The organism is Streptomyces sp. NBC_01454 (assembly GCF_036227565.1).
Taxonomy (GTDB): Bacteria; Actinomycetota; Actinomycetes; order Streptomycetales; family Streptomycetaceae; genus Streptomyces.
On the sequence record NZ_CP109461.1, the window covers coordinates 115,940 to 128,122 of the forward strand.

General features: G+C 67.8%; 12 protein-coding genes and 3 pseudogenes. 4 read left to right on the forward strand and 11 right to left on the reverse strand.

From position 1 onward, the window contains the following. Positions 1-66 precede the first annotated feature (66 nt). The gene (locus OIU81_RS37180; RefSeq protein ID WP_329142682.1) at positions 67-252 is read left to right on the forward strand and encodes a hypothetical protein; all 186 of its coding nucleotides are present in this window, start codon (positions 67-69) and stop codon (positions 250-252) included. Positions 253-454: 202 nt separating this feature from the next. On the opposite strand, the gene OIU81_RS37185 is transcribed toward OIU81_RS37180, so the two are convergent. From OIU81_RS37185 to OIU81_RS37215, 7 genes are all read right to left on the reverse strand, one after another. Further along, complete coding sequence (locus OIU81_RS37185; RefSeq protein ID WP_329142681.1) at positions 455-2,035, reverse strand: IS1182 family transposase; 1,581 nt, start codon at positions 2,033-2,035, stop codon at positions 455-457. Between the two features lie 177 nt (positions 2,036-2,212). Next, entirely contained in the window at positions 2,213-2,518 is a 306-nt protein-coding gene (locus OIU81_RS37190; RefSeq protein ID WP_329142680.1) for a hypothetical protein, read from the reverse strand. Continuing rightward, complete coding sequence (locus OIU81_RS37195; protein ID WP_329331983.1) at positions 2,515-2,658, reverse strand: hypothetical protein; 144 nt, start codon at positions 2,656-2,658, stop codon at positions 2,515-2,517. Before OIU81_RS37195 ends, OIU81_RS37190 begins: the two co-directional genes overlap by 4 nt. 519 nt (positions 2,659-3,177) lie before the next feature. After that, on the reverse strand, positions 3,178-3,399 hold the full coding sequence (locus OIU81_RS37200) for a hypothetical protein (protein ID WP_329142678.1): 222 nt from the start codon (positions 3,397-3,399) through the stop codon (positions 3,178-3,180). After that, a complete protein-coding gene (locus OIU81_RS37205; protein ID WP_329142677.1) occupies positions 3,399-3,845 on the reverse strand; it encodes a hypothetical protein in 447 nt (148 codons plus the stop codon). Before OIU81_RS37205 ends, OIU81_RS37200 begins: the two co-directional genes overlap by 1 nt. A gap of 137 nt (positions 3,846-3,982) precedes the next feature. After that, positions 3,983-5,212 carry a helix-turn-helix domain-containing protein gene (locus OIU81_RS37210; RefSeq protein WP_329142676.1) on the reverse strand — a complete coding sequence of 410 codons (1,230 nt, stop codon included), beginning with the start codon at positions 5,210-5,212 and terminating at the stop codon, positions 3,983-3,985. Between the two features lie 348 nt (positions 5,213-5,560). Beyond that, positions 5,561-5,863: a hypothetical protein gene (locus OIU81_RS37215; protein ID WP_329142675.1), complete on the reverse strand. Its 303-nt coding sequence runs from the start codon at positions 5,861-5,863 to the stop codon at positions 5,561-5,563. Positions 5,864-6,318: 455 nt separating this feature from the next. On the opposite strand from OIU81_RS37215, the gene OIU81_RS37220 reads away from it, so the two are divergent. Next, positions 6,319-6,954 carry a hypothetical protein gene (locus OIU81_RS37220; protein WP_329142674.1) on the forward strand — a complete coding sequence of 212 codons (636 nt, stop codon included), beginning with the start codon at positions 6,319-6,321 and terminating at the stop codon, positions 6,952-6,954. A gap of 255 nt (positions 6,955-7,209) precedes the next feature. Here the strand turns inward: OIU81_RS37220 and OIU81_RS37225 are convergent. The 4 genes and pseudogenes from OIU81_RS37225 to OIU81_RS37235 all read right to left on the reverse strand — a co-directional run. Beyond that, positions 7,210-7,400: pseudogene (locus tag OIU81_RS37225) on the reverse strand (transposase); the annotation flags it as partial. 28 nt (positions 7,401-7,428) lie between these two features. Then, positions 7,429-8,547, reverse strand: coding sequence for an IS110 family transposase (locus OIU81_RS37230; protein WP_329142673.1), 1,119 nt, complete (start codon positions 8,545-8,547; stop codon positions 7,429-7,431). A gap of 88 nt (positions 8,548-8,635) precedes the next feature. Beyond that, on the reverse strand, positions 8,636-8,974 hold the full coding sequence (locus OIU81_RS42515; RefSeq protein WP_443074894.1) for a transposase: 339 nt from the start codon (positions 8,972-8,974) through the stop codon (positions 8,636-8,638). After that, a pseudogene (locus tag OIU81_RS37235) lies at positions 8,973-9,433 on the reverse strand (transposase); the annotation flags it as partial. The gene OIU81_RS42515 and the pseudogene OIU81_RS37235, both read right to left, overlap by 2 nt. A 231-nt stretch (positions 9,434-9,664) precedes the next feature. Between OIU81_RS37235 and OIU81_RS37240 the strand changes: the two are divergent. Beyond that, positions 9,665-9,868, forward strand: a pseudogene (locus OIU81_RS37240) (IS3 family transposase); the annotation flags it as partial. 1,307 nt (positions 9,869-11,175) lie between these two features. After that, a complete protein-coding gene (locus OIU81_RS37245) occupies positions 11,176-11,856 on the forward strand; it encodes a hypothetical protein (protein ID WP_329142672.1) in 681 nt (226 codons plus the stop codon). Positions 11,857-12,183: the final 327 nt, after the last annotated feature.

The window sequence follows — 12,183 nt, forward strand, 5'->3', positions numbered from 1 at the left end:
TTTCACCTTGCAGACGATTTGTGCTGATGTGAATCTGGTAACCCATTCTTCAAAGGAGCTGATCGCATGGTTGCTGATCGCACAGGGCCGGTCGAGACGGCCACTCTGTCCGCCGAGGTCGAGGAACTGCTTAATCCCGCCGAGGCCGACGGCGCGTTCCGCGACACCCGCGAGTGTAATGGTGGGTTGCTGCTGTACGCGCTACTCCTGGTCTCGCCGCCCACCCCCCGGCCCAAGGCTCACGTTCTCTGAGGCCGAGGAAAGCAATGGTTGAATAGACGCAGATAGCAGTCTCGGTTGTGCGCTGTGAACCGTAACCGGGGTCGCCCTCACCCTGCGGGGCGAGGGCGGCTCTTATAGCCCCACTCGATAGCGAATCAGCTACCCGAGTCGGAAGGCCGATGAAGATCTTGGGGAGGGGCTGTCCGGCCGGAGGCCGGATGGCCCCTCTTCGTTATGTGGTGGCTGGGGCGAGGTGCCAGGCGCCGTCGATGCGGGTGAGTCCGAGGTTGATCAGTCGGCGGAGGTTGAGGGCGGCGGCTCGGATGTGGAGCCAGGCGTCGTTCTTGAGGGTGCCGCGGTAGCGGAGTCGGCGGTTGCCGTGGTGGACGAGCCATGCGACGGCGCGTTCGACCGGTGGTCTCCAGCGGCGGTAGTCGGCCTGCCAGTCAGGATCGGTGGCGGCCTGGTGGCGGGCGGCCGCTTGGAGGTCGTGGTGCGGACGGATGGTCAGGATGCGTCCGGCCTTGGCTTTGGTGCACTGCTCACGCAGGGGGCACCCGGTGCATAAGTTGCCGAAGGAGGCTTTGCGTTGGTGGTGCTGCCCGCCGGGGTCGGACAGGCCCACGGTGTGTCCGGCCGGGCATGTCACGACGGCGGCTGTGGTGTCGATGGCGAAGTCATCGAGGGTGAAGCCGCCGGGGACGGCGGGCCGCAGCGGGGCGGGCTTGAGGAACAGCCGGTGCCCGGCCCGGTCCAGGGCCTGGCGGGCGTCGCCAGTGGAGTAGGCGGTGTCACCGAAGGCGTCCACCGGGGTGTCCTCGTCGGCGAGCAGCTCAAGACCCACGGCAGCCTCATGGTGCTCGGGCCCGGAGCCGGGCCGCAGGGCGACGGCGGTGTATAAGCCGGTCTCGGGCTCGATGGCCAGGTGGGCCTTGAAGCCGTCCTGCCGGTGGCTGCGGGTCTTGTGGACGTGCCGGGCTTCCGGATCGACGGTGGAGACCATCCGGCCAGGGGCGGTGCCCCGGGTGATGCGCCAGCGTCCGTCGCGGCCGTCGGAGTCCTCGGCGGGCTCGATGTCCTGGTCGGCGACCAGGGCCAGGATGCCCACCGCGTTCGCGGCCTTCTCGCCGAGCTGCTGGTCGGGTAGGTGGCCCAGCAGCCGCAGCGCGTCACCGACCAGCGCGTCGACCAGCTCGGCGCGGGCCTGCTCGTCGTTCCAGGCAATCTTCGGTTTGCCCGGGTCGGTGTAGTCGTGCGCGGTGCACTGGGCAGCGGCGACCGTGTCGGCGCCGGGGACCTCTCGGATCACCGCGCGGACGGCGGCGATGATCTGGGTGACGGTGTCCTGGGTGGCGACCGCGTCGTCCAGCACGGTGGAGTCCAGCGCCCGGCGGTGCTTGCCCTTGAGGACACCGGTGGCCTTCACGACCTCGCGCACGGCCTCGAAGGTGCGGTTCGGGCGGGCGGAACGGGCCAGCCGGCGGCGGAAGTAGGCCAGCAGTGATGGATCGAACGCCATGTCGTGAAGGCCCAGGCCGCATGCGGCCTTCCACCGCAGGTCGCACCGCAGTTCCTGGACTGTCTCGAAGTCCGACAGCCCGTTAAGGGCCTGCAGCGTGATCGCGGCGGCCAGGATCTGCGGCGGCATGCTCGGCCGTCCATTCGCCGACGGGTACATGTCCACGAACATCTCAGCCGGAAACAGCCCGCCACGATGCTCGGCCAGGAACGCGAACACACTCCCGGCCGGAATCAGGTCCCGGCACGTCTCCCACACATCCGGCCCGACGGTCTCGCCGACCCACTCACCCATCGCCACAAGACGAGTCTGGCCCTGCCGCTGATGCGGCCGGGCCAGAACCCAAGATCTTCACGAGCCTTCTAGAGCCCAAGCACGCGGGTGCGCCCCTGCCAGCCAGGGGGAGTCGAGGGCTGCGCCCGGACATGACGAAGTCCCCGGCAGCGAGAGCGCTGCCGGGGACTTCAGCGGTCAGTCCAGGTTGGGCATGACGACCTCATCAAGGACCGTCGGCGGCTTGCCGGTATAGGTGTAGCGGGCCATTCCGTGGCCGCACGGGAGGTCGACGGTCCAGGTACCAGCAGCCTCGCCATCGACGCGGGCGCCGGGCGGCTGGAAGCCCATCTCGTGTGCCTCGCTGATCGCCACAGTGACCGCGAAGAACGCGCTGAAGGCGTCCGCGTCGTGCAGCGCGGTGTGGTTGAGGACGGCCGCGGCGCGCTCCGAGGGAACGACTGGCCAGCCCTCTTCGTCGTCTAATTTGTCGCTGCCGCTCACGCCGCTCCGGCGGCGGCGCGGGCCCGGTCGATGGCGTCCCAGTCGATGGTCCGGGCACCCCGGCGCCGGCGCATAGCGTCGAGCTCGTCCCAGTCGATCGCACCGCCGGCCGCAATGCGCCGGAGGGTCAGCGTCGTCATCGAGACGGTTCCCCCCGGGCCTGTCTCCTCGGCAGGCGCGGCGGCCTCGAGGACGGCAGTGCCCCACCACCTGTCCAGGCACGCGGGAAGGTCTGCGGCCTCAGTGCTACGGGCCTCGGCGTTGAACGCGGCGCGCTTTGCGGAAGGCAGCGCGTCGGCGATGCCGTCGATTGTGCGCGGGATGTGGGCCACGGCCCGCGCATGGGTCTCATCGCGTTCCTCCCGACGGGTTCGAGTCTGCCGCCCTACACCCAGCCGAGTCGAGCGGCGGGCCGGTTTCGGATCATTGCAGGCGGAGCCAGAGCGGCGAGCGGGCACCGTCCGCGATCCGGGAGGGGGCGCCGCTCACGGCCTGGGCCCCGCTTCCCGGTAGCGCCAGGTGTAGCGAACCTGAGCGCCATACCGGCGCAGCGCTTGGTCCGCCTCGTAGACCTGCTCATGCCGTGGGGAGACGCAGGCCGGCCACCGGGTCAGGACGAAAGCGACGTCGCCGGCCTCGTCCAGCTTCACGACCTGCTGTCATCCGGGCCGCTGGGTGGGGTCGTATCCCTCGCCGTAGGGGGCGCGGAGGGTGTCGGTGATCGTGAGGCCGTGCTGCTCGGCGTACTCCTCGCCCTCCACACGGGCAAGCTCTTCGGGATCGTCACGGTGCCGGTATCGGCGGCAGCAGAGGTAGAGCACCGCGGCGGCAGTCCCGGTGATGCCCGTGGGTGCTCCGCTGTGCTGGGCGCGGGCGCTCATCACAGGCTGCCCCCGTCGGCTCCGCGGCCTTCGTAGCCGGCGGCGGCGTCGGCGTCGGCGAGGGCCTGTCGGCGGGCGGTTTGCGCGGGGGTGCGGCTCGGCGGTGCGTTTGTGGTGGTACGGGCGGTGACCAGGAACGCGCCTCGGTCACGCATCAGGGGGCGTACCGCCTCGTACTCGCCTTCCGGGACGGCGACCATGGCCGGGCTGTACGTGACCACTCCGCGGATGGATCCGTGCGACAGCAGCGCGAGCAGGCGCACCCATCCGATGCGTTCCATCAGCGGCGCTCGCCGGTCGGTGTCCGTGACCGTCTGGACGGCGTGCCAGTCACGCGCCGCGGCGTACTGGCGGCAGTAGTCCGTCAGGAGCTCGGCCGCGTCCTGGGCTGAGGTGGCGACGTAGAGGGCCACAGGGATGCGGCGGGAGGTACCGGTGCAATCCATACCGGTAACCATCCCGCCACCCGGAGTATTGATGAAGAAAGGAGGCGGACCACTTGGCGAAAATGCCGCTGCCGAACTCGCCCGCCTCGTACGACCGTTGACCACTCAATGGCCCGCGCTCGTCCGCCAGGTGCTAGTCACAGCGCGGTGCGCGCTGTTGCGGGCGCGAAACTCTCCGCACCGGACCGCACTCCGATCAGCTCGGATACGCGCCGCAAACGGGCCATTGAGGCCTTCCCCACTTTCTGCACGATCACCCCCGGGAGGGCCTGGTGACGGCCCCACTCCGGGGCATCCCTCAGTACGCCGTCCAAGGTGTCCAGACTGGCGTCCCACATCTTCGCGTCCGCCTGCGCGAGCGCCTTATCCATCGCGTACCGGTTGCGCGCCGCCGCGGTGAGGGCCGAGACATCACGGATGGAGTCGGCGAGCGCGAGAGCCTTACCGGCATGCCCCAGGGCCACGCTGATCCCGACAGCCTGAGTCGTCGCCGTCACCGGGCCGAACAGGGTCCCGTGCGCCCGGTACTCGCAGCTCATCCTCGCGCCGGCGGCGTGCGACTGCGACAGATAGTCCGCCGCCCGACCCTTGTCCTCCATACGGGACGCCACCACCGCAGCGAAGTTGACGTGCGACCCGTACACCGTGAGCTGCTCCGGCGTCGCCGCCGAATATCGCGGCTCGATGTCCACAGCCGCCTTCTCCGCCAGGCTCAGCGCCTCCGGAAGCCGTGCATCCCGCAGGTGCGCCCACGTCCGCCCGGACGCCACCAGGGCGCCCCGCAGGTCGTCACAGGCTCGCTCGGCAACAGCCTGCGCGTGGCCGATCGCCGCATAGGCCAAGTCGCGGGCACCCGTCAGATTGGCGACATACCCCGCGATCCGGTACGCATCCGAAAGCACGCCCAAAGCCGGGGCCTGCGCGCCGACCGGCGCAGCGTGCACCAGTGCAGCAGCGGAGGCGACCAGCGGCGCGACCAGCGAGCCGGCCTCTGTGTAATGCCCCTTCCAGCACAGGCCCCAGCACAGGCCGGTGACCTTCTCCAGCTCCTGCAGCGTGGACTCCTCATCGGCCGTGACGAGGCCGGCAGCCGTGTCGTGCACCACGCGCGACAGAGCCCGCATCATGGCCCGGTCCTGGCCCTCCATCGACCGGCGCAGCTCCTGCTGGCCAAGGACCACCGATGTATCGGTGTTCAGCGCATCCGCGATCTTCATCAGCGTCGGCAGCGACAACGCCCGGTCCTGCTCCGCCTTCTGGACCATGACCACGGAAAGACCAGTCCGTTCCGCCAAATCCGTCTGCCGCTCCTTCCCCCGAAGGATCTTGATCCGCTCACCCGTCGTGTAATCGCTCCACTGCGCCATAGCCGGTGTGCTCCTTCCGTCATACGCCTACTCGGAAGGTACCCGCGCCAGTTGGGTCCGGGACACGCTTCGGCCCGCTCTCCCCTTTGGGGGATGCGGGCCGCCAGCGTTCAGAGCGGCACTGATGCTCATCGAGGCCACTGACAGCGGCGTTCACCACCGATACCGCTGAGGAGCGTCCGGCTGCCCACCATGGGGGAAAGACGTGGGAGCCGGACGCCTGTTCACAGTCTCTACCGCATCGCGCCCCGACACGGTCAGGTGGCGAACAGCATCACCCACTTGCCAACGACGGTGCATCATATATGACCGGAAAACAGCTACCGGCACGCCTTTGCATCGGACGTGTCAGCCTTCCGAACCCCGGTTTTCCTCCTGCCTTCCCCTGGGATCAGGCACGGTCTTGCCACCGATGTACTCCAGAAGCTTGTGCATCTCACCGACGCCCTCCGCGCGTTCCCTCCGGACCTTCCGATGCGGTACCTCCGCGACCACGATCGCCACCACGGCCGCGATGAGGAAAACCCACAGGATCTGCCAGTCCTTTTTCCAGCCCAGACCCTCGTAAAGCGCCAGGATCGTCAAACCACTGGCCCCGAACGCCATCAGCTCGGTCAGCCACCATCGCCGGTACCAATAACGCATCTGCATGCCCCGACCTTTCACACACCACTCCAGGCCAACAACCGAACCCCAGGCTCTTGCAACACGACCCTAAGGCCCCAGCACAAAGACACCGTGAATGCCGATTCCGGGAGCGCCAAATTTCACCTGGATAGGTGGCACATTCCAGGCCCCCTCTAGCGGGCCGTGGCAATGCTAGCGATTCCTCAGGGGAACTCTGAGAAGAACGAATCAACGTGGAATGGCCCGGAGCCGGAGGAGGGCGAGGAGGAGTCCCGCATGGTGCTCCGCTTCTCCACCCCGCGCGACCCGGCGGCCGTCTGTGGGACGCGCTGAGCGCCGAGCAGCGCACCATGACGGAGTTAGCGGCGAATGCCGGGGGGGGGAGAGAATACCGAACAGGACGAATGGACGTTGTGCCTGCTGATGCCTGGAGGAGGGCCCGCCTACGATTGTGTGCACACAGCCAGAAGGAGTTTTCGATGAGTGCTGCGCCGAAGCCGGCTGCCGCGTATGCCCGCTTGTCCGTGGTGGAGGCCCGGATGCTGGCCTACCTGGCCTGCGCCGCGGCCGGAGGCCGTCCGGTCACCGCAAATGACCTTGCGCTGCTGCCTGGGCCGGCGGGCAAGCCAGTGGGACTGCGGGAGGCCTTCGCCCACGCACGGGACCTGATCGACAGCGGCTGGGTGAAACTGCCCGGTCTGGTGACATCCGCCCGCCACGAACCGCTCCCGGTCCTCCTGCCGGGCCCCAAGGTGCCCGCGCAGGCCGTGCAGAAGGTCGTCAAGGGCGTCAAGCACGACTCCGCAGCTCCGCCGCCCAAGCAGGAGGAGACGGTGGGCCGGCTGGGCAAGAAGCTTCCGATTCCCGCCTCCTTGCCGGACGACCTGAAAACGGAGCTGCTGGCACTGTCGCAGGAGTTCGCCGGGGGCGGCCCCAAAGACCCGCACGAACTGCTGAAGCTGATCGAACGGCGGGCAGCAGCCCTGGCCCGGTGGGCGACGCTCCCCCAAGCGACCACAGGCGTCCTCAACGAAGCAGAGCGAGTGAAGAAAACCCTGGAGACCGCCCGCAATCACCCCGCTCTCAGGGCGGACAACGCTGCTACCAGCAGCTGAACACACGAAAGGGCCCGCACCTGGGGTGCAGGTACGGACCCCTTCACGGTGAAGGATCTTCCGGATCGCTCAGGAAGAAGAATAACCAAGTCGTGCGCCTGGCGCTCGTCGCCAGCCGGTATGTGCACGTCATCGGCGTACGTGAAATCGCTGACGTACCGCGGCGAGCGCGGCCGGGCTCACCGTGCACCCGAACGGGCAGTTCCGGCCTCTGGTCCGGGCCTGTCAAACGAGCGGTGTAAATGGGGTTGTTGGTTACTGACGGGCTGCTGAGAGGCGGCCGTCGAAGGTGAGTCGAAAGCGTTCAGCGCGGTCTTCCAGCGCATGGTCCAGCGGGCCTGGCCCTTGCCGGTGGGATCGAGTGACATGATCGCCATGTAGACGCACTTCAACGCGGCCTGCTCGTTGGGGAAGTGTCCGCGGGCTTTGACCGCTCGCCGGATCCGCCGCGTTGACCGACTCGAAGCTCTCTTGTCAAGCAGTTGCCGGTGTGGACGTCTGTTGGGTGCCTCGGCGGGCGGCATCCTTCCATATATGCCGGATGATCACATTGGCGAGCTGGCGCTTGTGAGCACGACGGGCAGAGCGTTTGGGTATGTTTGCGTTGATCTTTCTGGCCATGAAGGAACGAGCCGGATCATGACAGCGGACTTGGGTGACGTGCACGATGTGCAGTACGGAGTTGACCTTCCGGTTACCGCCGCGGTCCAGCCGGTGCCGGCGGGCCCGGCCGTGGCCCTCTCCGGAGGAGACAGCCAGTGGGGCGGCACCGCACCAGCGGGCGAACTGGGAATCGGTAAGGAATCGGCACGGGTCTCCGATCTCGGCCAGCAGCTCCATGGCAGTGACCGTGCCGACGCCGCATATCTCGGTCAGCGTGCAGCCCAGAACTGCCAGCAGAGCGGGGACCTGTTTGTCGAGGTCCTTGATCCGCCGGGTCAACCGGCGGATGTCGTCGAGTGCGGCGATCAGGCGGTTGATGTGTATCAGGGACGCGGAGGACACTTCGGGCAGCTTCGCCGTGGCAGCCTCCAGTGCCTCCAGGGCCTCCAGCCGGGGCAGCACACGGCTGGTGGAGGGCAGCTGGGCCCGGACGTCCATGGGCAGCGCGACGAGGACGGCCTCGGCTTCCGTCAGCTGGCGTACCCGCTGCAGGACCAACGAGGAGCGCCAGTCGCGGATGGCGGCGAGTTCGTCCCAGGCAGCGTCCGGTGCGGAGTGCTTGCCGGCAGGCGGCAGGTGCGGGTCGGACAACGTCTCCCGTGCGATCGCTTCCGCGTCCTCGATGTCGGTCTTGGCGCGGCGTCGGCGCCTGCGGCGCTCGGCGGTGCGGTTCGGCTGCACTTCCCGCCCGTCGTAGCCGGCCGCGGACAGAGCCAGAGTGAGCGGCAGTCCCAGACTCGATGATCCCTCGATACCAATCCGGTCGATCACCAGCTCACTGTCGCTGAGGAAGCCCAGCAGTTCGGTGATCCCATCGGCCGTGACGCCGAAGGAAGATGTCTTCCACGCTTCGCCTCGATGATCAACGAGAGAGATGGTGGCGGTGTGCTTGTGCGGGTCGATGCCGGCGACGCCGTGACGTGGTTCCAACTCCTATGCCCTCCCTGCTGCAGCCGATACGGTGGCAGCGCGGCCCCCGCGACGTCGGCAGATCTGGGTTGAGTCGGACAGGCTCTCTTCAAGCCAGGCGCCCGGGGCCGCGCCGACGGCCCGCCCGACACTTCGAATCCAGGACAACCGCATGGCCGTCAATCGCGTTCAGAGTCAGGGCGGGCCGCTTCGAACGCCGCCCGGGGGAGCAACTCCCCAAGCGGTGGCAGAAGTACAACACCCAAATCGCGTTCGTCGTAAAGATCACTCGGCGTATGTCCTGGTCGAAGTCGAGGAACGGGATGAACTGCTCCCGCGCGTCCTCGAACACGTTGATCGCGCCGGGGTACTGCCGGCCCCAGTCTTCCCGGACGGCTTCGAGGGCTTCAAGGGCAGCATTCTCGTCGACGGCGGTGTAGACGGGCACGGTCCAGCGGCCGGTTCTGCCACTCGGCGATCCCGTCCATGACCTTGTCCGTAATCGTCGAGATTGTCTGCTTAGACACCTCGGCGCCGTAGACCTCGGCCAGGTGCGCGCGGAGATTTCCCCGTGCGTGAGGCCCTTCGCGGACAGCGACAGCACCATCTTGTCGACCCCGGTCAGCCGCCGCTGCCGCTTCTTGACGATCTGCGGCTCGAACGTGCCGCCCGTGTCCCGCGGGACCTTGACCTCGACCGGGCCGACGTCCGTCAGGACGGACTTGGCCCGAGTGCCGTTGCGGCTGTTACCGCTGCCCCGGCCGACCGTTTCGTGCTTCTCATAGCCGAGGTGGTCGGTGATCTCGCCCTCCAGGGCAGACTCCAGCACCCGCTTGGTCAGCTGCTGCAGCAGTCCTCCCTCCCCGGTCAGCTGCAGCCCCTCGGACCGGGCACGATCGACCAGCATCGCGATCAGCTGCTCGTCCGAGGCCCCTGCCGTTGGCGACGCAGTGGTCTCCTCCTCCACGCCGGCCGCGGTCTTCTGCTCGGTGGTCGTCTCGCTCACTTGGCGTCTCTCCCTTGATCAGCAGATCCGCCGTCTATTGGACACTCCCCTACGTCATACGCGAGGTCTACCACCTGATTCGCCCCGCTCCACGGACGATCCCCGCAACGAGTTGACAGCTATAGGAGCGTCAACGCTATGGCCGAATCATTCTTCGGCGCCCTGAAAAACGAGCTCGTCCACCGAACTTCGTTCCCGACACGTGCACATGCTCACCGGGCGATCGTCCGATACATCGAGATGTTCTACAATCACAGACGCCTCCACTCCGCACTCGGCTACCGAACCCCCGCAGAAGTTCATGCCGAGTACGAAGAGTTGCAGGCCGCAGCATAGGAATCCCGCAAACCCCCTGTCCGAGAAACGCGGGGCGCCTCAGTTTGCGGGCGACCTGCTGGGCGGTGATGGCGAGACTCCCGTGGTTGTCACAGGGGTCGAACCTCGCAGAGGAGCTGCTGCTAGGCGGGACGGCGAGTTTCGGGATGGACGCCCCGCACGCTCGCCGCGAAACCGATCAAGAAGGCCACCCCACAAGCGCGGCCAGCTGCTCTGTTCCTCGCAGCCCACAGCTCGAACGACCGCTCCGGCGTGCTGCCCGAAAGCACTGCCGTCAGGCGCTGCCCAAGCTCACGTCGAAGAGGATCGTCGTCGATTGGCCGACGACGAGTACCTGCTGGACGAACCGTGCGGCACCTGTCCAGCATGCACCCATGCTCGCACGACGGCATGGCGCTCGTCCGGGTGCGCTGAGAGGTGTGGAAGGACGGGGCGAGTCCGGCGTTGCGCCGTCACGCCGAGACCGCGGAGCACAGCCCGCTGTACAACGCTGCCCCTGGAGCGGGTGGCACAGGCGATTATGTAGCAGGTCTGCGGCGAACCGCGTACGCCGCATGGAAGGACACACAGCCCGACCGCGGCCCCCGCGCTGCCGAGTTCGCCGCGTCCTGGCGGGTCGAGCACGGCCACAGCCCGTCGACCACGACACGCAGTTCCCCTGGTGGTGTCGCTGCACAGAGACGCGATCATGGAACGGGTCCGCTCTCCCCACGAGCCGCCACGCTGCTCTGGCTGGCGCTGAAACAGGCCGGGCGGCGACGGCCCGAGGGGCTCCCGACGATCAGGAACTCGCGGCTGCCGTTCCTGCTCGCGCCCATCGATTTCCTGCCTCCCGGCGAGGTCCCCGAATCATCGATTGGCTCGCCGCCCTCGGGTTCGTCAAGCGGGCGGGTCCCCCGTTGCGTCTGGCTCACCCCCGGCGCAGTCGGCGTCATCGCGCGCCGTGAGCTGCCCGCCAGCCTCCTCATGGAAGGGAACGCAGCCATTCGAGCTGGGGTGGCGATCCGACCCCTCCTGTGTCGTCCCCCTTCGCCTGACATGAAGAGCCACCGGCCGCGTCAGGCGCGCCCGGCTGAACGGGTGAATAACTGTCAGCGCCCCTTGTGCGGGGGACACTCGACTGGGTTACTGGCTGTACGTCAGGTGGGCCGCTATCTCTCCGCTGGGAGATGCGGCGGTCGGCTCATTGGTGTGTGGGGCCGGCTTCCATAGGCATGGTGTCGCCTGACGGAGGGAGGGCCCTGCCAGCTGACGCCCTCTGGGGCGTTGGCTGGTGGGGCCGACTCAAACACGTCCGAGGAGGCATCTTGCGAACCATTCACGTTCTGCGAACGTTGGTGACGACGGGTGTCATTCCGCTGGCGTTGATCTCCGCTCCCGATGCCCACGCAGCGTCGCCGATTCCGGTGACGTGCGGTGAATCGGCGTTGGTCGATGCGGTCAACACGGCCAATGCTGCCGGGGGCGGCAGCCTGATCCTCGCTCCCTTGTGTACGTACACCCTCACCAGCCCCCATAATTCGGGCGGAGCCGGGATATCTGCGGGGTTGCCGAACATCACCACCGAGATCTCCATGGCCGGCCTGGCCACGCAGATCACCCGGGCGCCGGGCGCGTCGGCCTTCAGGATCTTGGAGGTCGACGGTCCCTCACAAGTCCCGGGGGCCAACGGCAAGTTGACCATGGCCGCAGTGACTGTCAGCGGTGGTGACGCCGGTCTTGGCGTGGGAGGGGGAATCGCTAACCTCGGCGGCGCCGTGGCCCTCACCGGCAGCACGGTCCGCGACAGCAAGGCGTCATACGGCGGCGGCATCTACACCGACGGTGCACTGACGCTCGTCGGCAGCAGCGTCACCGCAAATACCGCCAGCGTCAACGGCGGCGGCATTTTCACCAACGCCGGCGGGGTGGCCTTGATCGGCAGCCTGGTGACCGGGAACTCTCCGAGCAATTGTGGTGCCCTGCCTCCCATCTCCCTCGCCTGCTGAAGACGGACATCCCCAGGCTTCGAGGTCACGACGCACCGGGCCGCCCGCCCACGCGCCCTCGCCGCGGAGCGAACGACAGCCCCGTCCGGTCCCTGGCCGACGCCCCGTCGGCCAGGAGCGGCCGGTTCGAAGGCAGTCACCGAGCTGCTCGCCTTTGGCGTGGCGGTCAGCCACGACGGGCTGCTGGGGTACGTCACCTGTGATGGCGATGGCAGCGTCGCTGTCATCGACCTTGCCAGCAACGAGATCACCGATACGGTGCCGGGCTCCACACGCCGTCCTGGCTGGTGATCGCGCCTGACGACTTCGACTTCTACGGGGTCAACA